The 24,484-nt window shown below is 73.4% G+C and carries 26 protein-coding genes; 12 read left to right on the top strand and 14 right to left on the bottom strand.

The annotated features are described in order from the left end of the window. Nucleotides 1–128: 128 nt before the first annotated feature. On the bottom strand, nucleotides 129–521 hold the full coding sequence (locus tag IEY82_RS10780) for a site-specific integrase (RefSeq protein WP_189123882.1): 393 nt from the start codon (nucleotides 519–521) through the stop codon (nucleotides 129–131). A gap of 296 nt (nucleotides 522–817) precedes the next feature. On the opposite strand from IEY82_RS10780, the gene IEY82_RS10775 reads away from it, so the two are divergent. Beyond that, a complete protein-coding gene (locus tag IEY82_RS10775) occupies nucleotides 818–2,242 on the top strand; it encodes a nitronate monooxygenase (protein ID WP_225262608.1) in 1,425 nt (474 codons plus the stop codon). A gap of 72 nt (nucleotides 2,243–2,314) precedes the next feature. On the opposite strand, the gene IEY82_RS10770 is transcribed toward IEY82_RS10775, so the two are convergent. From IEY82_RS10770 to IEY82_RS10755, 4 genes are all read right to left on the bottom strand, one after another. Further along, nucleotides 2,315–3,754: a pectate lyase family protein gene (locus IEY82_RS10770; RefSeq protein ID WP_189123881.1), complete on the bottom strand. Its 1,440-nt coding sequence runs from the start codon at nucleotides 3,752–3,754 to the stop codon at nucleotides 2,315–2,317. A gap of 179 nt (nucleotides 3,755–3,933) precedes the next feature. Next, nucleotides 3,934–4,320, bottom strand: coding sequence for a YchJ family protein (locus IEY82_RS10765; RefSeq protein ID WP_225262606.1), 387 nt, complete (start codon nucleotides 4,318–4,320; stop codon nucleotides 3,934–3,936). Nucleotides 4,321–4,325: 5 nt separating this feature from the next. Continuing rightward, nucleotides 4,326–5,162 carry an NAD-dependent protein deacetylase gene (locus IEY82_RS10760; RefSeq protein ID WP_189123985.1) on the bottom strand — a complete coding sequence of 279 codons (837 nt, stop codon included), beginning with the start codon at nucleotides 5,160–5,162 and terminating at the stop codon, nucleotides 4,326–4,328. Nucleotides 5,163–5,167: 5 nt separating this feature from the next. Further along, nucleotides 5,168–5,866: a FadR/GntR family transcriptional regulator gene (locus IEY82_RS10755; protein ID WP_225262604.1), complete on the bottom strand. Its 699-nt coding sequence runs from the start codon at nucleotides 5,864–5,866 to the stop codon at nucleotides 5,168–5,170. Between the two features lie 88 nt (nucleotides 5,867–5,954). On the opposite strand from IEY82_RS10755, the gene IEY82_RS10750 reads away from it, so the two are divergent. Genes IEY82_RS10750 through IEY82_RS10740 form a run of 3 tightly spaced genes read left to right on the top strand, consistent with a single transcriptional unit; the run spans nucleotide 5,955 to nucleotide 9,340 of the window. Continuing rightward, complete coding sequence (locus IEY82_RS10750) at nucleotides 5,955–6,842, top strand: dioxygenase family protein (RefSeq protein WP_189123879.1); 888 nt, start codon at nucleotides 5,955–5,957, stop codon at nucleotides 6,840–6,842. Beyond that, on the top strand, nucleotides 6,839–7,675 hold the full coding sequence (locus tag IEY82_RS10745; protein ID WP_189123878.1) for a fumarylacetoacetate hydrolase family protein: 837 nt from the start codon (nucleotides 6,839–6,841) through the stop codon (nucleotides 7,673–7,675). Before IEY82_RS10750 ends, IEY82_RS10745 begins: the two co-directional genes overlap by 4 nt. Nucleotides 7,676–7,732: 57 nt before the next feature. Then, entirely contained in the window at nucleotides 7,733–9,340 is a 1,608-nt protein-coding gene (locus IEY82_RS10740; protein WP_225262602.1) for an FAD-dependent monooxygenase, read from the top strand. A 7-nt stretch (nucleotides 9,341–9,347) separates the two neighbouring features. Here IEY82_RS10740 and IEY82_RS10735 read toward each other — a convergent pair whose 3' ends face one another. Beyond that, nucleotides 9,348–9,692 (bottom strand): hypothetical protein, encoded by a 345-nt coding sequence (locus IEY82_RS10735; protein ID WP_189123877.1) that lies wholly within the window; start codon nucleotides 9,690–9,692, stop codon nucleotides 9,348–9,350. Nucleotides 9,693–9,847: 155 nt separating this feature from the next. Between IEY82_RS10735 and IEY82_RS10730 the strand changes: the two genes are divergently transcribed. From IEY82_RS10730 to IEY82_RS10720, 3 genes are read left to right on the top strand one after another with little or no spacing between them, the layout of a single operon-like run. After that, nucleotides 9,848–10,033: a hypothetical protein gene (locus IEY82_RS10730; protein ID WP_189123876.1), complete on the top strand. Its 186-nt coding sequence runs from the start codon at nucleotides 9,848–9,850 to the stop codon at nucleotides 10,031–10,033. A 30-nt stretch (nucleotides 10,034–10,063) separates the two neighbouring features. Further along, nucleotides 10,064–10,384 carry a CU044_2847 family protein gene (locus IEY82_RS10725; protein ID WP_189123875.1) on the top strand — a complete coding sequence of 107 codons (321 nt, stop codon included), beginning with the start codon at nucleotides 10,064–10,066 and terminating at the stop codon, nucleotides 10,382–10,384. Next, nucleotides 10,381–13,380 carry a trypsin-like peptidase domain-containing protein gene (locus IEY82_RS10720; RefSeq protein ID WP_189123874.1) on the top strand — a complete coding sequence of 1,000 codons (3,000 nt, stop codon included), beginning with the start codon at nucleotides 10,381–10,383 and terminating at the stop codon, nucleotides 13,378–13,380. Before IEY82_RS10725 ends, IEY82_RS10720 begins: the two co-directional genes overlap by 4 nt. Nucleotides 13,381–13,387: 7 nt before the next feature. Here the strand turns inward: IEY82_RS10720 and IEY82_RS10715 are convergent, their stop codons facing one another. The 4 genes from IEY82_RS10715 to IEY82_RS10700 all read right to left on the bottom strand — a co-directional run bounded on the left by IEY82_RS10715 (nucleotide 13,388) and on the right by IEY82_RS10700 (nucleotide 17,441). Continuing rightward, nucleotides 13,388–14,245 carry a universal stress protein gene (locus tag IEY82_RS10715; RefSeq protein ID WP_189123873.1) on the bottom strand — a complete coding sequence of 286 codons (858 nt, stop codon included), beginning with the start codon at nucleotides 14,243–14,245 and terminating at the stop codon, nucleotides 13,388–13,390. Nucleotides 14,246–14,279: 34 nt separating this feature from the next. Next, nucleotides 14,280–14,786 (bottom strand): nitroreductase/quinone reductase family protein, encoded by a 507-nt coding sequence (locus tag IEY82_RS10710; protein ID WP_225262600.1) that lies wholly within the window; start codon nucleotides 14,784–14,786, stop codon nucleotides 14,280–14,282. A 118-nt stretch (nucleotides 14,787–14,904) separates the two neighbouring features. Next, the gene (locus IEY82_RS10705; protein WP_189123872.1) at nucleotides 14,905–16,524 is read right to left on the bottom strand and encodes an ABC transporter permease; all 1,620 of its coding nucleotides are present in this window, start codon (nucleotides 16,522–16,524) and stop codon (nucleotides 14,905–14,907) included. Then, nucleotides 16,521–17,441: an ABC transporter ATP-binding protein gene (locus IEY82_RS10700; RefSeq protein ID WP_189123871.1), complete on the bottom strand. Its 921-nt coding sequence runs from the start codon at nucleotides 17,439–17,441 to the stop codon at nucleotides 16,521–16,523. Before IEY82_RS10700 ends, IEY82_RS10705 begins: the two co-directional genes overlap by 4 nt. Nucleotides 17,442–17,624: 183 nt before the next feature. Here IEY82_RS10700 and IEY82_RS10695 point away from each other — a divergent pair, with 183 nt between their 5' ends. The 4 genes from IEY82_RS10695 to IEY82_RS10680 all read left to right on the top strand — a co-directional run bounded on the left by IEY82_RS10695 (nucleotide 17,625) and on the right by IEY82_RS10680 (nucleotide 20,889). Further along, on the top strand, nucleotides 17,625–17,894 hold the full coding sequence (locus tag IEY82_RS10695; protein ID WP_189123870.1) for a metal-sensitive transcriptional regulator: 270 nt from the start codon (nucleotides 17,625–17,627) through the stop codon (nucleotides 17,892–17,894). An 82-nt stretch (nucleotides 17,895–17,976) separates the two neighbouring features. Then, on the top strand, nucleotides 17,977–19,317 hold the full coding sequence (locus IEY82_RS10690; protein WP_189123869.1) for a rhodanese-like domain-containing protein: 1,341 nt from the start codon (nucleotides 17,977–17,979) through the stop codon (nucleotides 19,315–19,317). Nucleotides 19,318–19,406: 89 nt separating this feature from the next. Beyond that, nucleotides 19,407–19,955, top strand: a complete 549-nt coding sequence (locus IEY82_RS10685) for a rhodanese-like domain-containing protein (protein ID WP_189123981.1) — start codon at nucleotides 19,407–19,409, stop codon at nucleotides 19,953–19,955. 28 nt (nucleotides 19,956–19,983) lie between these two features. Continuing rightward, nucleotides 19,984–20,889 carry a sulfite exporter TauE/SafE family protein gene (locus IEY82_RS10680; protein WP_225262598.1) on the top strand — a complete coding sequence of 302 codons (906 nt, stop codon included), beginning with the start codon at nucleotides 19,984–19,986 and terminating at the stop codon, nucleotides 20,887–20,889. Here the strand turns inward: IEY82_RS10680 and IEY82_RS10675 are convergent. Then, nucleotides 20,854–21,378: a hypothetical protein gene (locus IEY82_RS10675; RefSeq protein ID WP_189123867.1), complete on the bottom strand. Its 525-nt coding sequence runs from the start codon at nucleotides 21,376–21,378 to the stop codon at nucleotides 20,854–20,856. The two genes, IEY82_RS10680 and IEY82_RS10675, sit on opposite strands and share 36 nt — an antisense overlap. Before the next feature lie 218 nt (nucleotides 21,379–21,596). Next, on the bottom strand, nucleotides 21,597–22,562 hold the full coding sequence (gene pip / locus IEY82_RS10670; RefSeq protein ID WP_189123866.1) for a prolyl aminopeptidase: 966 nt from the start codon (nucleotides 22,560–22,562) through the stop codon (nucleotides 21,597–21,599). Between the two features lie 149 nt (nucleotides 22,563–22,711). Here pip and IEY82_RS10665 point away from each other — a divergent pair, with 149 nt between their 5' ends. Continuing rightward, nucleotides 22,712–23,542: a thiamine pyrophosphate-dependent enzyme gene (locus IEY82_RS10665; RefSeq protein ID WP_194518788.1), complete on the top strand. Its 831-nt coding sequence runs from the start codon at nucleotides 22,712–22,714 to the stop codon at nucleotides 23,540–23,542. 128 nt (nucleotides 23,543–23,670) lie between these two features. On the opposite strand, the gene IEY82_RS10660 is transcribed toward IEY82_RS10665, so the two are convergent. After that, complete coding sequence (locus tag IEY82_RS10660) at nucleotides 23,671–24,153, bottom strand: universal stress protein (protein ID WP_189123864.1); 483 nt, start codon at nucleotides 24,151–24,153, stop codon at nucleotides 23,671–23,673. A 96-nt stretch (nucleotides 24,154–24,249) separates the two neighbouring features. Then, entirely contained in the window at nucleotides 24,250–24,468 is a 219-nt protein-coding gene (locus tag IEY82_RS10655) for a PLD nuclease N-terminal domain-containing protein (protein WP_189123863.1), read from the bottom strand. Nucleotides 24,469–24,484: the final 16 nt, after the last annotated feature.

Here is a 24,484-nt window from a genome sequence, read left to right as displayed (position 1 = left end):
TCACCGGCGACCGGCACGCCTTCCGGGCGCCCAACTGGACCTACCGGGTGGGCGGCGACAGCCACTGCAAGCGGGGCGCGTACGCCACCCCGTGAGTCATGAGCGGCCGCGGGGCCTCGCGATCCCGGTCACAGGCGTCGCGGGACACGGGAACGACCGCCGGCGGCGGTGTTCCGGGCGCTTTCGCGGCAGATGCCGGTGGCGCCGAGGCCGCGCCGGGCGTAGAAGTCGTCCACGGCGGCGAGGACGTTGGCGATCGTCGCCGGGGCGTACCCGCGGTCCCTCAGGTGGCGGTCGTAGTCGTGGGCCGTCACGACGGCCGCGGACATGTCGGCCAGCGGGCCGTGGTCGTGCGTGCCGCCGGTCTCGGCCTCGGCCGTCCAGGCCAGGAAGCCGCTGACGTGGGAGAGGTATTTCGCCTTGCTGGAGGGCTTCAGCGGCGAGCCGGCCAGGGCGGCGGCGTACGCGGACAGCATCCCGCCGTAAGGGGGCGGGAGCCGGCGCGGGGAGGAGCTGATCATGCCTCGAACGCTAGGGACGGGCCGGTGCCGCCGCCACGGGCGCAGGTCCCGCGGCGGAGGGACTTCCGGCCCTATCGGGTGGCCGCGCTGCTCGAGCAACCTGGCCGGTCGCCGTGGTGAGAAAGGGACCGGGGTCCACACGCTTCGGGACCTTCGGCACTACATCTCGGCTCCCCCGTGCTGATGGACTCCTTGTCGGCGCCGAGAGTGGGGCCGATCGGGAGGACCCGGAGGGGCGCGTAACCGGCCTCCGGGCGGAGTGTGGAGGTAGGAGAACGTGCTGAGCTGGGCTGACCGTGGCTGAGGCGATGTGGCCCGTCCTGATCCAGGGCGGCATGGGCGTGGGGGTGTCCGGGTGGCGGCTGGCCCGCGCCGTCGCGGCCACGGGGCAACTGGGCGTGGTGTCGGGGACGGCGCTGGACGCGACGCTGGCCCGGCGGCTGCAGCAGGGAGACCCGGGCGGGCACCTGCGCCGGGCGCTGGCCGCCTTCCCGGTGCCCGAGATCGCCGGGAGGGTGCTGGAGCGTTACTTCGTGGCGGGCGGCACCGGGCCGGACGTCCCCTACCGGCCCGTCCCCCGGCTCGGCGTACGGCCCGGCCGGGCCCGGGACGAGCTGGCCGTGGTCGCCAACTTCGCCGAGGTCTTCCTCGCCAAGGAGGGGCACGACGGCCTCATCGGCGTCAACTACCTGGAGAAGATCCAGCTGGCCACGCCGGCGGCGGTCTACGGGGCGATGCTCGCCGGGGTCGACTACGTGCTGATGGGGGCCGGGATCCCGGCCGAGATCCCCGGGCTGCTCGACGAGCTGGCCGCGCACCGGCCGGCGGAGATCACGGTCACCGTGGCGGGCGACGGCGAGGCGCGGCACACGGTGGGCGTCGATCCGCGGGCGCTGCTCGGCCGCGCCCTGCCGCCGCTGCCCCGGCCCCGGCTGCTGGCGATCGTCTCCTCCCACGTGCTCGCCGCCTACCTGGCCAGGTCGCCGCGGACCCGGCCGGACGGGTTCGTGCTGGAGTCGCCCGTGGCGGGCGGGCACAGCGCGCCGCCCCGGGGGCGGATGCGACTGGACGCGGACGGCGAGCCTGTCTACGGCCCCCGCGACGAGGCCGACACCGGCAAGGTGGCGGCGATCGGCCTGCCGTTCTGGCTGGCCGGCGGGTACGGCACGCCCGACGGGTTGACGCGGGCGCTGGAGGCGGGGGCCACCGGGATCCAGGTGGGGTCGGCGTTCGCGCTGTGCCGGGAGTCGGGACTCGACGAGGACCTCAGGCGGCGGATGTTGCGGAGGGCGGCGCAGGGTGTCCTGGAGGTGCGCAACGACCCGTCCGCTTCCCCGGCGGGCTTCCCGTTCAAGGTCGCCCAGGTGCCCGGCACCCTGTCGGATCCGGACGTCTACGAGGAGCGGCCCCGGCTGTGCGACCTGGGCTACCTGCGCACGCCGTACACGAAGCCGGACGGCGGGCTCGGCTACCGCTGCCCCGCCGAGCCGGTCGAGGTCTACGTGCGCAAGGGCCGCCCGGCCGAGGAGGCGGCCGGGCGGCGCTGCCTGTGCAACGGGCTGCTCGCCGCCATCGGGCTCGGCCAGCGACGGCCGGACGGCTACGAGGAGCCGCCGCTGCTCACGCTCGGGCAGGATGTCGGCTTTCTCGCCACGCTCCCGGAGGACCACTCGGCGGCCGACGTCGTGGCGAGCGTCCTGGGGGCCCGGCTCCCGGGGTGACCGCGCCCACCGGGGATGACCGCGTCCAGCGAGGGTGACCGGGCCCCCGGCCGGGGGCCCGGTCGAGGGTGGTCAGACGGAGATCCGGCCCGCGCCGGCGCCCGCGGTCACGATCGACTTGACGCCGGAGGCGCCGTCGAGCGAGTAGGAGTAGGGGATGGACGCCACGCCGCCGCCCGACTGGCCGGTGCCGGAGTTGACGAAGTGGTTGGAGCGGGCGACCAGCGTGCCGGGGCCCGAGTCGCCCTCGCCGAGGTGGAAGGGGTCCTCGGTGTTCTCGAAGTAGTTGCCCTCGACGAGCACGCCGGCGCCTTCGGTGGAGGCCACGCCGTAGGAGCCGATGCTGCCGTAGTAGTTGTTGTAGACGTGCACGGGGTTGCCGAAGCGGACCCGGGGGTGGCGCTGGTTGGTGCCGTCGAACCAGTTGTGGTGGTAGGTCACCCGCAGGCGCCCCCGGTCCTCGCCGCCGTTGCCGTCGTCGTGCCCGAGCAGCATGCTCTTGTCGTGGTCGGTGACCTTGTTCCAGGAGACGGTGACGTAGTCGCTGGCGCGCTTGATGTCCACGGCGCCGTCGTAGCCGTCGCTGAAGGTGTTGTGGTCGATCCACACGCGGGTCGAGTACTGCACGTTGATCGCGTCGTCGTTCCAGCCGCGGAAGGTGAGGTTGCGGACGATCACGTTGGACGCCTCGGCGATGTTGAACCCGCAGCCCACGATGGCCGCGCCGGAGTTGCCCAGCACGCTCTTGTCGGAGGCGACCCTGAGCATCCCGGAGCAGGAGATCGTGCCGGACACCCGGATCACCGACGTGCCGCTCGCCGACAGCGCACTGGTCAGCGCGGACGCGGTGGAGACGGTCACCGGCGAGGCGTTGCCGCCGCCGGTGGTGCCGCCGCCCTGGGTGGCCCAGCCGACCAGGCCGGTCGGGTTGCCCGGGGGCGTGGTCGGGGTCGTGGTCGGGGTGGGCGTCGGGCTCGGCTGCGACCCGGCGGGGACGAGCCGCCACTGCTTGGTCGCCACCGAGTCGCAGGAGTTGGTCTGGACCAGCGCGCCGGAGGACGTGGAGTTGTCCTTGGTGTTGAGGCACTTGCCGCCGCCCGCGTTGACCACCCGGTAGGCGGAGCCCGACTCGGTCAGGTTCCAGCTCTGGGACGCCGCGCCCGAGCAGCTCTCCTGCTGCACGGCCTTGCCCGCGGAGGTGCTGGCGTCCTTGACGCCCGCGCACTTGCCGGTGTGGGCCGCCCTGAGCTGGAAGGAGCCGCCGGCGGCGACCAGGTTCCAGGTCTGGGCCGCGCCGCCGCAGCCGCTCTGGGTGAGCTGCACGCCGTCGGACGCGCTGCCGCCCGGCACGGTGAGGCACAGCCCGCTGCCGCCGTTCACCACGGTGTACGCCCCGGGCGCGGGGGCGGCCGAGGCGGGCGAGGCGGTGGCGACGCCTGCCGCCCCCGCTCCCGCTAAGGCGATGACACCGGCGATGACCGCGGCCGTTCCGCCGCTGATTCTCTGTCGCACGATTGAGCTCCTTGCTGGCCCGGCAGACCCTGGTGGCCTGCTCCTCGGTGTCCCCCCAGCGAGATCTCGTTCATGTACGTGAACGCCATGCGTAGTAGCGAACACGCACAAGATAGGTAAGCGCTTTCCCAGTGTCAACAAGCCATGAAACTTTCATAACGAGCCCCGGTCAGACCCGGTCAGACGACGCCCGCGTAGACCCAGCGGCCGTCGAGCCGGACGAACCGGCTGTGCTCCTCGAGCTGCCCCGGGCGCCCTCGTTCGACGAAGTGGGCCCGGAAGCGCACGGTGCCCTCGCCGTGGAAGACGGTGCCGCCGGTGGTCTCCAGGATCTCCAGGCTCACCCAGCGCAGCCCCTTGTCGAAGCCGACCCGCGGCGGGCGGACGTCCGGATGCCAGGTGCGCAGCAGGTAGGCCTCGTCGCCCACGCCGAACGCGCTGAACCGCGACCTCATCAGCTGCTCCGCGGTGGTGGCCGCGCCCTCGCCCCGGTGCAGGCGGCCACAGCACCCGGAGTAGGGGGCCGGCAGGCCGCAGGGACAGGAGGCGGTGGCGGGACGGGACATGGCCCTCATTCTGCCGTGGGAACCGCCGTGAGGCGGCCCGCGAGAGCGCTCAGCGTCTCGCCGAGCGGCGCGTCCAGGGTCAGCGTGGCGTCGGCGTCGCCGCCGGTCGGCCCCTGGTTGACGATGGCGATCGGGATGCCGAGCGCGGCGGCCCTGGTGACGAACCGCAGGCCGGACCTGATCGCCAGCGACGAGCCGAGCACGAGCACCGCCCGCGCCGCGGCCACCAGCGCGAAGCACTCCTCCACCCGGGGGCGGGGCACGTTCTCGCCGAAGAAGACCACGTCGGGCTTGAGCAGGCCCCCGCACCCCGTGCAGTCGACCACCCGGAACCCCGCGACCTGGTCATCGGTGAGCACCGCGTCGCCGTCGGGGTTGAGGTGGCCGGTCGCCTCCCAGCCGGGATTGGCCGACCGCAGCCGGTGCTCCAGCTCGTGGCGAGAGGTCCGCTCCCGGCACGACAGGCAGACGACCCGGTCGAGCGCGCCGTGCAGCTCGATCACCCCGCGGGCCCCGGCCGCCTGGTGCAGCCCGTCCACGTTCTGGGTGACGATGCCGCCGAGCAGCCCGCACCGTTCCAGCTCGGCCACGGCCCGGTGCCCGGCGTTGGGCGCGGCCCGGCCGATCTGCCGCCAGCCGACGTGGCTGCGTGCCCAGTAGCGCCGCCGCGCCTCGGCGCTGCCGACGAACCGCTGGTAGGTCATGGGCTCGGCCCGGCGGGCACGGCCGGTGGGCCCCCGGTAGTCGGGGATGCCCGACTCGGTCGACAGGCCCGCCCCGCTGAGCACCAGCACGCCGCCCTGCGCCAGCAGCCAGGCCAGCGACTCGACGGATCCCCGCATGTCGGTCACAACCCCATGGTGCCTGATCCGCGGTGGCGCTCGACGGCCGCGGTGGCGCGTTGGACGTCTCCGGCCGCGATGGCCTCGACCAGCTCGGCGTGGATCTCGACCCGCAGGCCGAGGTAGCCGTCGTCCGGCCCGTCGGGGTCACGGTCGGCGCGGGTGGCCAGGTCGGCGATGCAGCGGGACATGCTGAGGTAGACGGCGCGGGAGAGCGGGTTGGGCGAGATCTCGGCGATCCGCTCGTGCAGCTCCCAGTTGGCCCGCATGAAGCGGTCGGCGCCACCGGCCGCGGCCCGCCGGAGCCTGGTCAGCAGCTTGCGCAGGGCCGCGATGTCCTGGGCGGTGCGGTGACGGGCGGCGTCGGTGACGATCAGGGCCTCCAGCGCCTCGCGTACGGCGATGGCGTCGGCGACCGTGGCGGGCTGGCGCCGGACGGTGAGCAGGGTGTGCCGGAGCCGGACCACCGGATCGGGATCGGCCACGAACAGCCCGCCGCCCCGGCCGGGGCGGATCCGCACGGTGCCCCGGTCGCTGAGCAGCCGCGCGGCCTCGCTGATGGTGGCGCGGCCGAACCCGGAACGGTCGCGGAACTCGTCCATCGTGCCGATCGGGTCGCCGGGCCCGAGCCCCTTTTCGGCGATCATCCGCTCGATGTCGGCGGCGAGGACTTCGGCTCGCGTCTGGGGTGCACCGATGACCACCTGCGCGAATCTACCAGATCACTGGCTCTCGCCCTGGTCTGACGCTACGCTCCAGGGTTTAATAAACCAGCGAAAGGTACGGGTGTTTATGCACGCGCCTGATGGCGACCCGCTGCTGCGGCAGGTGTTACGCGGGGTCAACGGATCCGACGAGCGGCTGAACGAGGTCGTCTCCTCGCTGATCACCCACCTGCACGCCTTCGTGGCCGACGTGCGCCCGACGGAGCACGAGTGGCTGGCCGGCCTGGCCTTCCTGGCCGAGACCGGGCAGCGGTGGTGCGGCCCGCACCGCGACGAGTTCATCCTGCTGTCGGACATGCTCGGCCTGACCACGGCGGTCGACGACGTGAACCACTCCGGCCCCGAGACGATGACGCCCTCGTCGGTGCAGGGCCCGTTCCACTCCCCCGCGCCGCCCCGCGAGCTCGGCGACTGGATCGCCCACGGCCCCGAGCGCGAGCGCGCGACCCCCGCCGTGGTGCACGGCCGGGTCCTCGACTGTGACGGCGCCCCGGTGCCCGGAGCCGTCGTCGACGTGTGGCAGGCCAACGACACCGGCCTGTACGACAGCCAGGACGACACCCAGGAACCGGGCAACCTGCGCGCCCTGCTGACCGCCGGCCCCGACGGCGGCTACTGGTTCCGCACCGTCCGGCCCGCCAGCTATCCGGTGCCCACGGACGGCACCGCCGGCCGGCTGCTGAAGGCGATCGGCCGGCACCCGATGCGGCCCGCCCACGTGCACGTCCAGGTCACCGCCCCCGGCTACCGGCCGCTGACCACCCACGTGTTCCTGGCCGGCGACCCCTACCTGGACTCCGACGCGGCCTTCGCGGTCAAGCCCGAGCTGATCCGCCGGCCCGTGCGCCGGGAGTCCCCCGACGACCTGCGCCGCTGGGAGATGGACGGGCCGTTCGAGGAGATCGAGTTCGACCTGCGGATGGTGCCGCTCGGCTGGGCGGAGGAGCGGCCGTGAGGCTCGTCGGGGCGATCCTGCCCGGCGCCGGCCAGGTCCAGGTCGCCCGGCTCGACGACGACGGGGTCCGCCCGGTCGCGGAGGTGAGCGCGTTCTGGTCGGACGCCGCGCGCTGGACCGCGCTGGCCGCCGCCTCCCCCGGTGACGCCGTACCGGCCGGGTCCGTGCGGTTCGTGCCGCCGGTGCCGCCGACGGCCCGGGTGATCTGCGTGGGCCTCAACTACCGGGCCCACGCCGCCGAGGGCTCGTTCGCCGTACCGGATCATCCGACGCTGTTCGGGCGGTGGACCGCGTCGCTGAGCGTCGGCGGTGTGCCCGCGCCGGTCCCCGTGGACGAGGCCGGTCTCGACTGGGAGGGCGAGGTCGCCGCGTACGTCGGCGCGCCGCTGCGCGAGGTGGACGCCGACACCGCGCGGGCCGCCGTGCTGGGCTACTCCACGTTCAACGACCTCACCGCGCGCCGCGCCCAGAAGCTGACCACGCAGTGGACGCTCGGCAAGAACGGCGACCGCACCGGCCCCATGGGACCGATCGTGACCGCCGACGAGGTCGGCGACCTGCGCGACGGGCTACGGGTGCGCACCCGCGTCAACGGCGCGCTCGTGCAGGACGGCGACACCAGGGACATGATCTTCGAGGTCGGCGAGGTGCTGTCGCTGATCAGCCGCACCCTCACGGTCAACCCCGGTGACGTCGTCGCGACCGGCACCCCCGAGGGCGTCGGGTACGTCCGCACCCCGCCCTGGCTGCTGGGCCCCGGCGACGTCGTCGAGGTCGACGTCGACCGCCTCGGTGTCCTGCGCACTCCCATCACCGGCCCCTCCGGCTCGTAGCGGCCCGCCCTCCGGCCCTTCGAGCTCCTCAGCCCCTCAGGAAAGAGCCCTCCAACTGTGACTGAACTCATCGAGACCGAGGTCGTGATCGTCGGTGGCGGCCCGGTCGGCCTGACGCTCGCCCACGAACTCGGCTCACGCGGCGTCGCGTGCGAGCTCGTCGAGCCGCGGCCGGAGGCGGGCCAGGGCTCGCCTCGGTGCAAGCAGATCAACCCGAGGTCGATGGAGATCTTCCGTCGGCTCGGCGTGGCCGGGGCGATCCGCGACAACGCGCGGCTGCCGTTCGGCTGGTCCGACACGGCGGTGTTCTGCGCGAGCCTGACCGGGCACCGCATCGAGCGCTTCGACGGGATCTTCGGGCTGTCCGACATCCAGCGTGACGAGCTCGCCGAGCCGGCCCAGTGGTGCGGCCAGAACCGGGTGGAGGAGGCGCTGCGCGGCTGCCTGGACCGGCGTCCGACGGTCTCGGCCCGCTGGGGCTGGATGGTGGACGGCCTCCGGCAGGACGCGGACGGCGTCACCGCCGAGGCGGCCGACGCCGGCGGGGCACGCCGGCGGATCAGCGGCCGCTACCTCGTCGGCGCCGACGGCGGGCGCAGCGTCGTCCGCCGCGAGCTGGGCATCCGGCTGTCCGGCCAGACCCACGAGGTCCGCAACGTGCAGGCCGTGTTCAGCGCGCCGGGCCTGTCACAGGCGCACCCGCACGGCCCGGCCGTGCAGTACTGGGTGGTCAATCCCGAGGTCAACGGCCTGATGGGGCCGCTCGACACCGAGGGCACCTGGTGGGCGATCATCATCGGCGCGCCCGAGGACCCGACCGCCGAGTGGGTGGAGCGGGCGCTGCACACGATGATCGGCGCCGCCCATCCGCTGGAGGTGCGGCTGCTGGACCCCTGGACGTCCCGCATGCTGGTGGCCGACGGCTACCGGCAGGGCCGCTGCTTCCTGGCCGGCGACGCCGCGCACCTCAACCCGCCGTGGGGCGGGTTCGGCGCCAACACCGGCATCGGCGACGCGGTCGACCTCGGCTGGAAGCTCGCCGCCGACCTGCGCGGCTGGGGCGGCGCCGGGCTGCTGGACAGCTACGAGACCGAGCGGCGGCCGATGGCGGTCCGGGCCATCGCCGAGGCGGCCAACAACATGCGCGTCCTCACCGGCGAGCTGGCCCGGCCCGCGCTCGACGAGGACACCGAGGAGGGCGGGCAGGCCCGGCTCAAGGCGGCCGAGCTGGTCAGGCGGACCAAGTCCAGCGAGACGTACACGCTGGGGTTCGTGCTCGGCGCCACCTACGCGGGGTCGCCGCTGGTCATGGCCGACGACGGTCCCGCCCCGGAGTCGCGTACCTCGGTCTACCGCCCGTCGGGCGCGCCGGGCGGGCGGCTGCCGCACGTGTGGCTGGGGCGCGACCGCTCGCTCTACGACGAGCTGGGGCCGGGGTTCACGCTGGTCGAGGTCGCGGCAGAGCCGGCCGACGCGCGCTGGGAGAGCGCGGCCCGCGAGCGCGGCGTGCCGTTCGCCCGGCATCACCTGCACCGTCCCGACCTGACCGGCCTGTACGGCGCCCACTACCTGCTCGTCCGCCCCGACCAGCACATCGCCTGGCGCGGCGACGCCCCCGCCCCCGACGCGGGCGCGATCCTCGACCGGGCACGGGGCGTGAGCTGACCCGTCGTCAGGTGACCACTCGGTGTGGCCGCGAGAGCTGGACGCGGCGGACGTCCGCGCGGCCCGCGATCCGGTCGATCCGCGACCGCGTGAGCCGCGCGGAGACGACCGTCGCCAGCACGCGCGGCTCGACGTCGGCCGCGCCGAGCCGTTCCAGGTCGGCCACGATGCCGGACAGCACGTCACCCGTCGCCCTGGGCAGGTCGCCCGCGTCAGGGATCGCCGTCGCGGGGATGACGTGCTCGATCAGCACCGTGACCCGGGCCGGGATGACCCGCCTGGCCGCGCCGGGGTGCCGGATGTTCGACAGGCCGGGCGGGGCCAGAGTGCCCTCGTTGCCGGCGGCGACCACGACCGTGACGCCGAGCCGGGCCGCGCGCCGTGGCGCGCGTCTTCTCGTGCTCGATCGCCTCGATGAGACGTGGTTCCATCTTTCCCGTCAGCATCGCTCGCTGGCGTTCCGTCCTTCGGCGCACGACACTGGGAGCCATACGAAGGCGGTGACCCATGGAAGATCCCGACCTCCCGGCGCGCCCCGGCGACGAGGCGGCGCCCCCTCCGCGCAGGCGCGAGGCCTCCGCCATCGACGGTCGCCTGCCGCCGGACGTGCTGGCGCTGCTCGCCGCCCGGGACGATCTCGATCCGGAGAAGCGCACGGACGTGGATGAGCAGGCCGGGTCACAGCCCGAATGATCGGCTGATCTTCGAGCGGGTGGAGACGATATGACGCGAACGCCAGTGGGCGATTCCGGTGAGCGGATCCTCGTCGAGTTCGGTCAGCGCGGTGGGTTACGGCAGGTGTCGCTGAGCGCTCCGGAGGCGATGGCCCGTTCGGCCGAGGCGGTGGACCAGGCGATGGACACCATCCACGGCATGGCCGAGCGCGTGCGTGACACCGTCGAGAAGCTCGCGGTGCGCCCCGACGGGGTTCAGGTGGAGTTCGGGATCAAGTTCGATGCCGAGGCCGGTGCCGTGATCGCCAAGGCCGGCGTCGAGGCGGCGGTCACCGTGACACTGACCTGGGGCCCGAGCGGCACGCCATGAGCGGGCCGGAAGGGGGCGACGCGCCCCGGGTGATCCTGCAGGACGTCAGGGAGTTCACCGTGCAGATCAGGGACCCCGAGGGGCAGAACGTCCTCGGCACCGGAGTGGTGATCTCCCGCACCGGCCTGATCGCCACCTGCGCCCACGTGGTGCGGGCGGGCGGGGTGGAGCCGCGGGCGAGCCGCGAGGCGCGGGTCCGCGTCTACTTCCCGTCGTCGGGCCGCAGGACCGAGCCGGCCGAGTTGCGCGCCGCGTGGGTCATCGCGTGCTTCTCCGACAGCGACGACGACCTGGTGTGCCTGCAGGTGGACGGCCCGCTGCCGTTGCCCGTCGAGCGGGTGGCCGTGCTGGGAGCCGCGGGAGACTCCCACTGGCATGCCTTCCGCAGTTACGGGTATCGCCAGCTGGGCGGCTATTTCGGCGCCTGGGCGCGCGGCATCATCCTCGGCGAGGTGGAGGCCCCCGCTGACCGGCGGCTGCTGCTCGATCCCGTGCAGCTGGAGTCCAAGCACATCGACGCCGGCATGAGCGGCGCCGCCGTCCTGGACGTCGAGCGAAATCTGGTGGTCGGAGTCGTGGCGGAGACGTGGCTCGCCGAGCTCGCCGGTAAGGACCGCGACACCGCCTGGGCCGTCAACGCCGGCCTGCTGGAGCTCTCACCGCTACGGGTCGACCTGCGGAGCGATCCGCTGCCGCTGGTCAGGGCCGAGCCCGCGCACGTGCAGCCGGCGCTGATCGGCCGGGCGCGGCCACGGCGGGCGGCGCGCCACATGGACTTCGCGCCGTTGCCCCTGCCCGAGTGGGTCGGGCGCGACAGCCATCTGCGCGAGCTGGACGAGCGCGCCCGCGACGACGAGGTGCTGGTGATCAGCCTCGTCGGCTTCGGCGGTGAGGGCAAGACCAGCATCGCCCGCCGCTGGATCGACCAGCTGAGCGCGTCGGCGCCCGAGGACGACCAGCTGAGTGTCTTCTGGTGGAGCTTCACCGAGCGCGCCAGCGCCGACGACTTCCTCGAGGCGGCGCTCGACTTCGTCAGCGGCGGCAGCATCTCCCCCGACGAACTGCCGGACGGACGGGCCAGGGCCGAGTGCGTGGCCGGGCTCCTCGGGCTGCACCGGTTCCTGTTCGTCCTGGACGGCTTCGAGGTGATGCAGCATCAGGAGGGTGACCACTACGGCTCCGTGACCAGCGCCGACCTCCGCGACTTCCTGACCTTCTTCGCGACACCGGACCACGCGTCGCTGTGCCTGATCACCACCCGCGCGCCGGTCTTCGACCTCATCCCGTACGTGACCCACCACCAGGTGGACGTGGAGCCGCTGGAGATCGAGCCGGGCAAGGAGCTGCTGCGCAAGCTCGGCATCTACGGCCCCGACGCCTCCATCGAGCAGGTGGTGCGCGACTGGGGCGGGCACGCGCTCACGCTCAGCCTGGTGGCGGCCTACCTGATGACGCGCCACGACGGCGACGTGCGGAGGGTGTCGTCGCTGCCCGCCCCCGATCCGAGCCTGCCCCGCGACGTGCTGGTCCGCCGGGTGCTGCGGGAGTACGACGCGTGCCTGTCCGAGGAGGAGCGGACGTTCCTCGTGCGCTACAGCGTCTTCCGCACGCCGGTCCCGGACGACGCGCTGCGCCGGGTCCTTCCGGACATTCCGTGGGAGGAGGGCGGCCACGAGTGGCGGCAGGCTCGCTCGGCCGTGTTCCGCCATCTCATCGCCGCCAGGATCGTCCGCCGCGACGCCTCGGGGCGGACGAGCATGCACCCGCTGGTGCGCGACTTCTTCGGCGGACAGGCGGCCGACGACGACGCCCGCCGCGCGCTGCACCGCAGGGCCATGGACTACTACCTGTCCGCGACGGCCGCCGTCGCGGCGGCGCGAACCCTCGAAGACCTCGCCGCCACCGTGGAGGCCGTCCACCACGCCTGCCGGGCGGGCGTCCACGACGACGCCTGCGACCTGGTCCACGAGCGGCTGTACGAGGGCGAACGCGGCCTCATCACCCGCGAGCTGGGCGCCTACGAGTCGGCGCTGACCGTCTTCGCCGACTTCTACCCTCGGGGCGAGCTCATGCGCCGGCCCCTGGTGCGGGACGGGGTCTCCCGGGGGTGGATCCAGCACGAGGTCGCCACCTGCCTGCAGATGCTGGGCCGGCTCCGCGAGGCGGCCGTCGCGACGCGGCGCGCCACGCAGGCGTTCCGGGCGGTCGGAGCCTGGCACGACGCCGCGGTGAGCTGCCAGAACATGGCCGAGCTGCATCTCAGCCTGGGCGCGCTGCCGTCCTGCGAGCCGATCGTGGACGAGACGTTCGAGCTCGCCCGCCGCGCCGGTGACGAGGAGGACGTGCTGGTCGCCGAGACCCTGCGCGGCGCGCTGGGCCACCTCCAAGGGCGCACGGAGATCGCGGGCGCGGCCTTCGCCGAGGCCCTTCGCATCGCGCGCGAGCACACCCCGATCCCCGCCCTCTACAGTTCGAGCGGCATCCGCTACGCCGACTATCTCCGTCACCTCGGCCGGGCCGACGAGGCCCGGCGGGTGCACGAGGTCAACCTCGACGTGTGCCGGGCGGCGGGCTGGCGGGGCGATGAGACCGGCTGCCTCGTGGGGCTCGGCGACCTCGCCCTCCAGGCCGGCGACGCCGACGGCGCCCGCCAGTGGTACGACCAGGCCTTCCGCATCGCCCGCGGCATCACCAGGCGCGACGTCCTCATCGGCGCCATGATGGGCCGCTCCCGCTGGGACCTCCGCTTCGGCAGGCCCGACACCGCCGTCCTCGGCGAGCTCAGACAGGCGCTCACCATGGCCATGGCCGGCGGCTACCGCATCGCGGAGATCGACGTGCGCCTGCTGGTGGCCGAGACGCACCACCGGCTGGGCGACATCGAGGCGGCCTGGGACTCGACGACCCGGGCCGAGCAGATGAGCCTGGAGATCGGCTACCACCGGGGGGCGCGGCGCGCCCAGGAGCTGACGGAGCGGCTGGACCAGGAAGCCTGAGGGCGCGTCAGGCGGGCACGACCGCGACCGGGCACGAGGCGTGCTCGGCCATCGCGCGGACGACCGTGCCCAGGCGGCCGTGGCGGTGCCGGGTGCGGTCCGCTCCGACGACCACGAGAGTCGCCCCGGCCGACGCCTCGCCCAGGACCTCCCCGGCCGCGCCGATGACGGCGCGCGCCTCGGTCAGGACCTCCGGATGTCTGCCACGCCACGGCGCCAGGCGCTCCTCCACCTGTTCCCGCCCGGCCTGGACGAACGCGTCGGTGTCGGGCAGCGGCGGTATCGGCATGCCCCACGACATGGTGGGCAGGCGCACGGCGTACACGGCCACCAGGCGCAACTGCCGCACGGCGGCCTCGCCGAAGGCGAACTCCAGCGCCTCGTCGGGCGTGGCCGGGCCCAGGCCCAGCACCACGGGGCCGGGGTTCACCGGCTGAGGGAGCGGGCCGGGGCCGCGCACCACGATCACCGGGGCGGTCGCGTGCGCCGCGACGTAGGCGGTGACGGAGCCGACCACCGACCGGGCCAGCGCGCCGAGGCCCCGGCAGCCGATCACCACCAGGTCGGCGCCGGCGGACAGCTCGACGAGGCGCTCACCGGGCGAGCCCTCGTACAGGTCGGTGGTGACGCGGGTGACCGTGCTGGACGAGCGCGCGCACTCGGCGCCGTGGCCGAGGACGTGCTCGGCGGCCTTGCGCAGATGCAGTTTGGCCTCCTCGGGCGCCTCTCCGTACGGCCAGCGCCACGCGTGGCTGAGCGTCAGCGGCAGCCCGCGCAGCTCGCACTCGTCGATCGCCCAGTCCAGGGCCTGCATGGAGAAGTCCGAGCCGTCGTAACCGAGGACGACTCCGCGTGGATCGGTCATGGTCAACACCTCGAATCCGGTTGCGACGGGGTGCTCACCCCGCTGCCTGGCGGACGTTCACGACGCGGAACACCGGGATCCGCGCCGCGACCCGCTCGAAGTCCTCCAGCGGGGCGTGCCGGTCCACCGGGATGTGCGGGCGCGCCCCGGGTGCGACGGCCAGGTAACGCCGCAGGACGGGCGCGCGGAGACCGGGTTCGACCTCTTCGAGACGTACCCGCTCACGGCGGCCGTGCCGCAGCACCACCCGCCCCTCGGCGGCCTGTACGTTCCGTACCCAGTTCGTGTCCGCACCGAGCATGGCGACGAGGTAGCGCTCGCCCTCGTGGTCGGCGACGACCACCGGGAAGGAGATGAGCCTGCCGGTGCGCCGGCCGGGCACCTCCAGGGTGGCCAGCCGGTCCGGCAGCACCACCCCGGTCGAGTGGAGGACGGCCGAGATCCTGTTCAGCGCGCGGGCCAGCCCGTTGGGGTGGCCGCCCCGGTAGAGCCAGCGCGAGTAGCGGTGCAGGCCGTCGGTCACGGTGCCGTTCACGGTCACGCGCCCCCTTCGTGGGTCGTCGGGTCGGGCTGACCTCGTTCGCTGCCAGCATCGCAGCGGGGACGCGGGTCCGGTACGGGCCAAGGTCCCCGCCGCCCGGGACTTTCGGGCCCGGTCGTCAGCGGGTGGCGCTCCGCCACCGGGTGACGGCGGCGATCGCCAGGACGCCCGCGACCGTCCAGCCCGCGAGCACGGCGAGGTCGGTCCACGGCCACGGCCGGCCAGCCGGGTCCAGCGCGGCGAGGAGGGCGAGGGCGGTGTGCTTGACCGGGAAGAGGTCGCCGACCGCGCGCAGTCCGGCGGGCAGGGTCCCGCCGACCACGAACACCTCCGAGACGAACGCGAGCAGGAGGAACGAGCTCAACGTGACCGCGTTGGCCGTGGCGCCCTTGGAGACCAGCGTGGAGACCAGCGCGCCCAGCACCGAGAAGCAGGCGAACCCGAGCAGGATCGCCACCAGCGCTCCGGGGAGCATGCCGGGGCGCACCTCCGCGCCGAAACCGAGCACCGCCACCGCGACCAGGGCGACGGCGGCGGCCAGGGTCACGCAGAGCCCGGTGGTCGCCGCGCCCGTGTAGTAGGCCCAGCGGGGCAGCGGCGTGCCGGCCAGTCTCTTGACGATTCCCCGGTCCTTGTCGGTGCTGATCGTCTCGGCCAGGTTGACGTAGCCGGCGATGCCGATCACGTAGGTGATCATGGATGCGATCATGAACTGCGCGAGCCTCACCCCTTGCGTCCGCACGTCGCCGAAGACCAGCGAGATCAGCACGAGGATCAACACCGGCAGGATCGCGGTGAAGAACGCGGTGGCCGGGTCGCGGCGCAGCCGTGAGAGCGCGTGCGCCACCTGACCCCGCACCAGCCGTCCAGGCGTCGGCCGGCCGGTCGGCGGCTCCGGGCGGGCCACCCGCCCCGGGCGGTCCGGGCCGGCCGGACGGACAGGACGGGCCGCCGGACTGGCCGTGGCGACGCGCTCCGGCGGCCGTTCCCACTGGAAGCGCCAGAGCGCCACAGCGACGCCCGCGATCCCCCAGACGGCGAGCACGGCCAGGTGATCGCCGTAGAACCCCGTCCCGGGCAGGAACGGGTTGAGACCGTCGCCCACGGCGTTGGCGAAGTGCCGCAACGGGAAGATCCAGCCGATGACGTCCAGCCAGCGCGGCAGCGGGGCGTTCGGCAGGAAGATGTCGGAGATGAAGGCCAGCGCCAGCAGCAGCCCGGTGCCGACCATCTGCACCGCCGCCCCGCGCACCACCGCGGCCAGCGCGAAGCCGAGCGCGGCGAAGCACCCGGCTCCGACCAGCAGGCTCAGCACGAGGGCGGGCAGGGTCCGTCCCACCAGGCGCAGGTCGTAAAAGATCATTCCGGTGCCGAGCAGCAGCACGACGGTCACCATCGACACCACGAGCGTCGCCCCGGCCAGGCCGGAGATCACCGCCCAGGCCGGCACGGGAGTGCCGCGCAGCCGCTTCAGGTAGCCCCGGTCGCGCAGGTCGGCCAGGTGGATCGCGAGCGTGCCGAAGCACGCCTGGGCGATGCCGAACACCGCCAGCACCGGGATGACGAACTGCATCACCCGGACCCCCGACCGGTCCTCGATCACCGCGTTGCCCACACTCGCGCCCAGGATGACCATCATCATCAGCGGCAGCGCGAGGGTGAAGACGGCGGCGATCGGAGCCCGGAAGAACGACACGGTCTCGTGCCGGACGAGGCCGAGCACCAGCCGCGCGTTCATGACCGCACCTCATCGGCGCGGCTCTCGCCGGTCAGCTCCAGGTAGACGTCCTCCAAGCTGGGGCGCGTCACCGTCAGGGAGTCGAGTTCCACGCCGCGTTCGAGGGCCCAGCCGGTGAGGGTGTGCATGTCGTGGGCGGGCCTGGAGGTCCGTACGGCGATGGCCGCGCCGTGCGCCTCGACCTCCCCGGCCAGGCCCGGCAGGTCGGCGACCACGGTGCCCGGCGGCAGCCGGAAGGCGAGCACGCTGGCGTGGCCGCCGGAGACGCCGAGCGTCTCGGGCGTGCCGACGGCGACGAGCCTGCCCTCCTTGAGCACCGCCACCCGGTCGGCCAGGTGCTGGGCCTCGTCCATGTAGTGCGTGGTGAGCAGGATCGTGGTGCCCGACGAGCGCAGCCCGTCGACCAGCTCCCACGCCCGGTGCCGGGCCGACGGGTCGAACCCGGTCGTGGGCTCGTCCAGGAACAGCAGGTCCGGCCGGCCCACGAGCCCCAGCGCCAGGTCGAGCCGGCGGCGCTGGCCGCCCGAGAGGGTGCGCACCCGCGCGTTCCGCTTGTCCTTCAGCCCGACCTGCTCGATCACCTCGTCGGGGTCGCGGCCGTGGGGGTAGAACCCGGAGAACAGGCGTACCAATTCGGCGACGCTGAACTCGTCCTCGAAGCCGGCCTCCTGGAGCACGACGCCGATCCGCTCGCGATACTCACGGCCGCCGGTCGCCGGGTCGAACCCGAGCACCGACACCGTCCCGCCGTCGCGTCCCCGGTGCCCCTCCAGGATCTCCACCACCGTGGTCTTGCCGGCGCCGTTCGGCCCGAGCAGGGCGAACACCTCGCCGGGCTCGACGGTGAAGCTGACGCCGTCGACCGCCCGCACCGGGCCGTAGTGCTTGCTTAAGTCTTCGACGATGACTGCGGACATCACTTCACCTCTGCTTCGTCGCTCTGTGCGGAAGGACTTCCCTCCGCTGAGGGAGCTCCTGGAGGGAGTTCGCCTCTCTCACTGTCTCTGTCCGCGGGCACGGGAGCCGGGGGCGAACGTCATCTCCGTCGCGGCGTTGGTCCCGGATTTGCCTCGACATACCCCCCTGGGTATGGTGAAGCCATGGAACTGAACGAGGCCATGCTCGGCGACGCCGTGACGCGGCTCCGCCGCGCACAGGGACAGCTCGCCGGGGTCATCTCGATGATCGAGGCGGGCGAGGACTGCACGAAGGTGCTCACCCAGCTGGCCGCCGTCTCCAAGGCGCTCGACCGGGCCGGCTTCAAGATCGTCGCGACCGGTCTGCGCCACTGCCAGAGCGCCCAGGATCGCGGCGAGCAGCCGCCGATGAGCGTGACCGAGCTGGAGAAACTGTTCCTGGCGCTCGCGTAGGCGGGCACGGGCGGGCGAGAGCCCGCCCACTTTTTTACCGATTCTATACCCCCGGGGGTATTCCCTGGGAAGGGGGCGTTCCATGGATGTCATCTCTTTCCGCACCGACGGGCTGGGCGACCAGAGCCACCTGCTCGTCCACGAGGGCAGGGCGATCCTCGTCGACCCGCAACGCGACATCGACCGGTTCCTGAGCGCGGCCGAGGAGCGTGACCTGGAGCTCCGCTTCGTCCTGGAGACCCACCTGCACAACGACTACCTCTCCGGCGCCGAGCAGGCCGCGCTCCGCACCGGCGCGGAGCTGGTGCTGCCGGCGGCGTCCGCGGCGGCCTACCGGCACACGCCCGCCTACCACCTGGAGGACATCGAGGCCGGCGACGGGCTGACCATCCGGCCCATCCACACGCCCGGCCACACCCCCGAGCACACCAGCTACCTGGTGCTGGTGGACGGGGCGCCGGTCGCCGTCTTCTCCGGCGGCAGCCTGCTCGTGACGTCCGTCGGACGCCCCGACCTGCTGGGGCCCGAGCGGGCGCGCTCGCTGGCCAGGCTGCAGCACGGCTCGCTGCGCCGGCTGGCGGCGCTCCCCCGCGAGGTGGGTTTGTTCCCCACCCACGGCGAGGGCTCGTTCTGCACCACGACCGGCGCCGGCCGGCACACCTCGACCATCGGGGACGAGCTGGACGGCAACCCGATGATCGGCATCGGCGAGGCCGACGAGTTCGCCGACCGGCTGCTCGCCGCCCCGCTGCCCATCCCCGCCTTCTACCGTCACATGGGCCCGGCCAACACGCTGGGCGTGCCGCCCATGCCCCCCGTCACGGCCCCCGAGCTGGCACCCGACGACCTGCCGCCGGACGTCCAGGTGGTCGACATCCGCCCGCGCGCGGCCCAGGCGGCGGGCATGCTGCCGGGCTCGCTCGGCATCGAGCTCGACACCGACTTCGGCAGCTGGGCCGGCTGGCTGGTGCCGTACGGGTCGCCGATCGCGCTGGTGGCCGAGCCCGGCCAGGACACCGCCGAGGCGATCACCCAGCTGGCCCGGATCGGCTTCGACTCCGTCCGGGGGATCATCCACGACCTGGGCGACTCCGCCACCCAGCGCTTCGACCTGGTGGACCTGCCCGGCTTCCTGACCCGGCTCGCTCAGCCGGCGAGCCGGCTGCTCGACGTGCGCATGCCGTCGGAGCGGGAGGAGGTCCGGGTGGACGGCGCGATCGAGCGGTTCCTTCCCGATCTGGTCACCGAGGGCCTGCCGGACGGGCTCGACAAGGACCGGCCGGTGCTCGTGGCCTGTGCGACGGGCCGGCGGGCGACCGTGGCGGCCACCGTGCTGGCCCGCGAGGGCTACCAGCCGGTCGCGCTGAACGGCGCGGGCATCGCCGAGGTAGCCGACGCCCTCCACACACACGACACCCCCTGATTACCAACCCCTGGGGACATCCTTCCCCTGCTCTACGCGATACAGGAGATCTCACTGTGAACGGCACAACCCACATCGGCGTCGAGGCCATGCGCTCGCTCGTCGCCGCCAACCCCGACGTGCTCGTGGTCGACGTCCGCACCCCGGCGGAGTTCGGCACCGCGCACATCCCCGGCGCGCTCAACCTGCCGCTGGAGCAGGTCGACGCCCACCTACGCCGGATCGTCGCCGACGCCGGCGGCAGCATGGTGCTGATCTGCCAGTCCGGGGGGCGCGCCGCGCGGGCGCGGGAGGCGCTGGAAGGCGCGGGCCTGACCGACGTCGCCGTGCTCGACGGCGGCATGAACGCCTGGATGGCGGCCGGCGCCCCGGTCACCCGCGGGAAGCAGCGGTGGAGCCTGGAACGTCAGGTCCGCCTCACGGCGGGAGGCATCGTGCTCGCCTCGGTCGTGGCAGGCGCCTGGGTGCCCGCGGCGACGGTGGTGGCCGGCCTGGTCGGGGCCGGGCTGACCGTCGCGGCCCTCACCGACACCTGCGCCATGGGGATGCTGCTGGCCAGACTCCCCTACAACCGGCGCGGCGGCACGGACCTCGACGCCGTCATCGCCCGGCTGCGCCGGAACCCCGTCGAATCATGACCTCTACATACCCCCAGGGGTGTCGGCCATGATGGCCGTCACCCTCGCCGCCGCCGTCGCGGTCGGCGTGACCCTGGGCCTGTTCGGCGGCGGCGGCTCGATCCTCACCGTGCCGCTGCTGATCTACCTGGCCGGGCTGCCGGCCAGGACGGCCATCGCGGTCTCCCTGTTCGTGGTGGCCGCCACCAGCCTCGCCGCCGCCGTCGGTCATGCCCGTGCCGGGCGGATCCGGTGGCGGACCGGGCTGATCTTCGGCCTGGCCGGCATGGCGGGCGCCTACGGGGGCGGCCTGCTCGGGCCGCACCTGCCCGAGCCACTGCTCCTGGCCGGGTTCGCCGTCATGATGTCGGCCACCGCGATCGCCATGATCCGGGGCCGCCGTCCCCGGGAGCCCCGCCCGACCGGCTCCGACCTGCCGCTCGCGCACGTGGTGCTGGAGGGCGTGGCGGTCGGGGTCGTCACCGGACTGGTCGGCGCCGGCGGCGGTTTCCTGGTGGTCCCGGCGCTGGTGCTGCTCGGCGGCCTGCCGATGGGCATCGCCGTGGGCACCTCGCTGCTGGTCATCGCGATGAAGTCGCTGGCCGGCCTGGCGGGCTACCTGCAGAGCGTCACGATCGACTGGACGCTGGCGCTGCCGGTGGCCGCCGCCGCCGTGGCGGGAGGACTGCTCGGCGGCGCGCTGGCCGGACGGATCGACGGCGACCGGCTGCGCCGCGCCTTCGGCTGGTTCGTGCTGGTCATGGGCGTGTTCATGCTCGTCCAGCAGGCGCCCGCGCCACTCGGCGCCGCCCTGACCGTCGCGGCGGCCCTCGGCGGCCTGGCGGTCCTGGCCTGCCGGATCCTGACACGGCGAAACGCCCACCCCCCTCGCCTGGGGCGGGCGTTTCGAGCGTGCCTGCTACCGCAGCCACGGGGTGCGGCGGACGATCGGTAGGTTGCCCAGGCCGAGCGTGCTGCCGGCGTCGGACAGAGCCAGGCCGACCAGCACGATCGCGTAGATGATGTGGTCGTCCATGAACGGGTTGGTGGTCAGGGGCAGCGCTGCCGCCCACATCATGAGCAGCAGGAGGGAGCCGGTGACGGCGGCGATCCGCAGGCCGACGCCGAGGATGAGCGCGGTGCCGATGCCGAGCAGGCCGATCATGAACAGCCAGTCCACCCAGGCCTGTCCCGCGAGGGAGCTGAAGAAGCCGCCGAGGGCGTTCTCGCCGGTGCCCTTGAGGAAGCCGGTCGTCGGGCTGCCGCCCGCGACCCAGGCCCGCTCGGCGGGAGTGGCGAAGCCCCAGCCGAAGGTCTTGTCCAGGAACGCCCACAGGAAGATCCAGCCGAGCGAGATCCGGGTGATCGCCCAGACGTAGTCGGCGGGGCGGCGCGCCGTTGAGCCTGCGTCCACATTCATGGCGTGGTCGGAGGTGGTGGCCATGACGGCCCCCTTTCCATATGGATCGTTGTCGTTCGCATCTCGATCACATCGTGTCCGGCGGCTCCGGTGCAGTGCCGTAGGCCCCGCGCCGCCGGGACTTTCGCCCTTTTACCCGGCACGGAAAGAATTCATTCCGTCAACGTTCGTCCAATTTAGGACTTTCACTCCTATGATCCAGGTCTGTCCGGATTCGCCCCAAGGGATGGGCGTGAACCCGGTCATCCGGCGGCCCTGCCCAGGCCGGCGAAGCCGTCCAGGGCGGCGGGGACCGCCTTGCGCATCGTGTCGCTGCCGGTGTGGCCGGAGTCGTCCACCACCACGAGCCGTGCGTCTGGCCAGGCCTCGGCCAGCTCCCAGGCGTTCTCCAGTGGACAGCCCAGGTCGAAGCGTCCATGGATGAGCACCGCCGGGATGCCGGCCAGCCGGTGCGCGTCGCGCAGCAGGATGCCTTCCTCCAGCCACGCGGCGTTGGAGAAGTAGTGACTGCAGATGCGGACGAAGGCGAGGAGCGCGGCGGACGGCCGGTCGCTGTAGGCGCCCGGCTTGCCGTTGGCCTCCAACGAGATCACCGCGTCCTCCCACGCCATCCAGTCGTGGGCGGCCTTGGCCCGCACGTCGGGGTCGGGGTCGGACATGAGCCGCGCGTAGGCGGCGAGCAGGTCGCCGTCGCGCTCCGCCTCGGGGACCCCGTCGCGAAAGCGCCGCCACTCCTCGGGGAAGAACCGGCCCACGCCGCGATAGAGCCAGTCGATCTCGGAGCGGCGGGTCATGGTGACGGCACAGATGACCATCTCCGACACCCGTTCGGGATGGGCCTCGGCGTAGGCCAGCATCAGCGTCGAGCCCCATGAGCCGCCGTAGAGCAACCACCGGTCCACGCCGAGGTGCTCGCGCAGCCGTTCCATGTCGGCGACCAAATGGTGGGTGGTGTTGGTGGTCAGATCGGCGGCCGGGTCACTGGCGTGGGGCAGGCTCCGGCCGCAGTTGCGCTGGTCGAACTGGATGATGCGGTAGCGCTCGGGGTCGAAGCCGCGCCGCTGGCCCGGCGTGCAGCCCGACCCGGGACCGCCGTGGACGACCAGCGCGGGCTTGCCCTCGGGGTTGCCGCTGACCTCCCAGTAGACGAGATGACCGTCGCCGGTGTCGAGGTGTCCGTGGTCGTAGGGCTCAATCGGGGGATACATCGCTCCACCCTAGAACGACGGACCTATGGGGCCGAACACGTCCAATGTCCAGAACGACGGACCAAGGGGGCCGGACAAGTCCCATGTTCCCTCAAGTGAAGGACTTTGGTCCCTGTCGCCGGAGCCCCGCCATGGCCGACCGTGTGGGGATGCCACTCGATTCACCCGCTCCAGCGTCGCTGGAGCGGGATTTACTGCGCCGGATGCTCCGGATCCGGCGCTTCGCGGAGCGTTGCGCGGATCTGCTGCCTCCGTACGCCGGCGGGGAAGCCGTGGCCGTCGGCGTCTGCCAGGCGCTCACCCCGGACGACGCGATCGTCTGCACCCACCACGAGTACGGCCCGGCCCTGGCCCGGGGCGTACCGGTCCGGGAGATCGCAGCGACGCTGCGCCACGCCGCCCGGGTCCCTCTCGGACACGACGGCCTTCCCCACGTCTCCGACGCCGGTCGCCGCTTCCACGGCGGTGGCCTGCCCGTGGCCGTCGGCCTGGCGATCGCCGACCAGCTCCTCGACCGCCGCCGGGTGACGGCCTGCTTCTTCGGCGACTGCGCCCCGGCCGACGCCGAATGGCTCGCCCTGGCCGCGCAGTGGAGGCTTCCCATGCTCTTCGTACGGGAGAGCGACGACCCGCGGCGCCCCTCCCCGGCGCGAGGCGTGCGGCCCGGCCTCGTGCCCTGGCCGGGCGGCCTGACGGCCCGGACGGTCGACGGGGTGGACGTGTGGGCGGTCATCTCGGCGGCCGAGCAGGAGTGCGCGTCCCTGCGCGCCGGCTCCGGCCCTCGCTTCCTGGATCTTCGCACCGCCCCCGCCTCCCCGGCCTTCGCCCCCGGCCCGGACGGGGGCGATCCGCTCGCCCGGATCGCGCCGGCCCCCGCGGACCTGGCCGCGCTGGAGCGGGAGATCGCGCAGGAGCTGGACGAGGCGCTCACCTCAGGGCAGGGGCCGCAGGCCGGCCCGCTGGCGAGCGTCCGGGCCTGACCAGCCCTGCGCCTCGGACGGCCTACCCCTCCCAGGCTTGCCCCGCGGCGCTCGACCACCCCTGCCGGGCTTGCCCCGCGGCGCTCGACCACCCCTCCCGGGCTTGCCCCGCGGCGCTCGATCGCCTGTCAGGCCGAGCCGACGAGCGTCACCTCCGGCAGCCGGGAGACGACGGCCGGCACCGGAGGCACCACGACCACCGGGCACGGCGGCCGGCGCAGGCACGCCAGCAGCACCGGGCCGAGGTGCCCGTCTCCGGCCTGGTTCGCGGCCGAGCCGAGCACGAGCAGTTCGGCTCCCTCGGCGCCGCCCGCCAGCACGACCTCCGGCCGTCCCCTGACGAGCTCGGGGCGTACGGACAGGCCGGGACGGGCGTCGTGGACCGCCGCGACCGCGCGGTCGAGAGCGGCGGACGCGCGCGACCGCTGGAAGGCCAGGTCACGATGCCAGGTGTAGCGCGCGTAGGGCGCGTGGTGCTCGGCCGGCGCGCCCCAGGCGTGGACGATCACCAGCTCGGCCTGGCGGCGGACCGCCTCGTCGGCCGCCCACACGAGCGCGGTCTCGGACTGCGGAGTGCCGTCGGTGCCGACGACGATGCGACGAAGCCTCATGCCCGTATGGTCGCGCGCGGCGGAAGGGGGCCGGTAGGGCCGTTGCTCCCCCGCGCCCGGGACTTTCGTCAGTCGCCGCGCGGCGATCGCGGGAGGTCACTCGGCTGAGGGCCGTCTCCTGCCCCAGAACAGGTAGGCGACCGGACCCACAGGCTGAACGAAGATGGCGGGCCACCACAGCTCCTTCCGCCCCCGGACCTGGTCCCGGGGACGGAACCACAGATCGACGACGGCGGTCGCGGTGAGCGCGATCTCGGTGGAGATCAGCGTCAGCATGACGAACTGCCGTTCCTTGGACATCTCATTCCACCGCATGTCCTGCTCCCCTCGT

It is taken from the genome of Nonomuraea cavernae (assembly GCF_014646355.1).
GTDB classification, from domain to species: domain Bacteria; phylum Actinomycetota; class Actinomycetes; order Streptosporangiales; family Streptosporangiaceae; genus Nonomuraea; species Nonomuraea cavernae.
This window is presented reverse-complemented; position numbering and strand designations above follow the sequence as displayed.

Coding starts and splice junctions, on each gene's coding strand:
- IEY82_RS10680 (WP_225262598.1), top strand. CDS start 19,984: ATGATGGCCGTCACCCTCGCCGCCGCCGTCGCGGTCGGCGTGACCCTG.
- IEY82_RS10675 (WP_189123867.1), bottom strand. CDS start 21,378: ATGGCCACCACCTCCGACCACGCCATGAATGTGGACGCAGGCTCAACG.
- IEY82_RS10665 (WP_194518788.1), top strand. CDS start 22,712: ATGCCACTCGATTCACCCGCTCCAGCGTCGCTGGAGCGGGATTTACTG.
- IEY82_RS10685 (WP_189123981.1), top strand. CDS start 19,407: ATGCGCTCGCTCGTCGCCGCCAACCCCGACGTGCTCGTGGTCGACGTC.
- IEY82_RS10660 (WP_189123864.1), bottom strand. CDS start 24,153: ATGAGGCTTCGTCGCATCGTCGTCGGCACCGACGGCACTCCGCAGTCC.
- pip (WP_189123866.1), bottom strand. CDS start 22,562: ATGTATCCCCCGATTGAGCCCTACGACCACGGACACCTCGACACCGGC.
- IEY82_RS10705 (WP_189123872.1), bottom strand. CDS start 16,524: ATGAACGCGCGGCTGGTGCTCGGCCTCGTCCGGCACGAGACCGTGTCG.
- IEY82_RS10715 (WP_189123873.1), bottom strand. CDS start 14,245: ATGACCGATCCACGCGGAGTCGTCCTCGGTTACGACGGCTCGGACTTC.
- IEY82_RS10765 (WP_225262606.1), bottom strand. CDS start 4,320: ATGTCCCGTCCCGCCACCGCCTCCTGTCCCTGCGGCCTGCCGGCCCCC.
- IEY82_RS10655 (WP_189123863.1), bottom strand. CDS start 24,468: ATGCGGTGGAATGAGATGTCCAAGGAACGGCAGTTCGTCATGCTGACG.
- IEY82_RS10730 (WP_189123876.1), top strand. CDS start 9,848: ATGGAAGATCCCGACCTCCCGGCGCGCCCCGGCGACGAGGCGGCGCCC.
- IEY82_RS10720 (WP_189123874.1), top strand. CDS start 10,381: ATGAGCGGGCCGGAAGGGGGCGACGCGCCCCGGGTGATCCTGCAGGAC.
- IEY82_RS10780 (WP_189123882.1), bottom strand. CDS start 521: ATGATCAGCTCCTCCCCGCGCCGGCTCCCGCCCCCTTACGGCGGGATG.
- IEY82_RS10750 (WP_189123879.1), top strand. CDS start 5,955: ATGCACGCGCCTGATGGCGACCCGCTGCTGCGGCAGGTGTTACGCGGG.
- IEY82_RS10700 (WP_189123871.1), bottom strand. CDS start 17,441: ATGTCCGCAGTCATCGTCGAAGACTTAAGCAAGCACTACGGCCCGGTG.
- IEY82_RS10690 (WP_189123869.1), top strand. CDS start 17,977: ATGGATGTCATCTCTTTCCGCACCGACGGGCTGGGCGACCAGAGCCAC.
- IEY82_RS10695 (WP_189123870.1), top strand. CDS start 17,625: ATGGAACTGAACGAGGCCATGCTCGGCGACGCCGTGACGCGGCTCCGC.
- IEY82_RS10725 (WP_189123875.1), top strand. CDS start 10,064: ATGACGCGAACGCCAGTGGGCGATTCCGGTGAGCGGATCCTCGTCGAG.
- IEY82_RS10760 (WP_189123985.1), bottom strand. CDS start 5,162: ATGCGGGGATCCGTCGAGTCGCTGGCCTGGCTGCTGGCGCAGGGCGGC.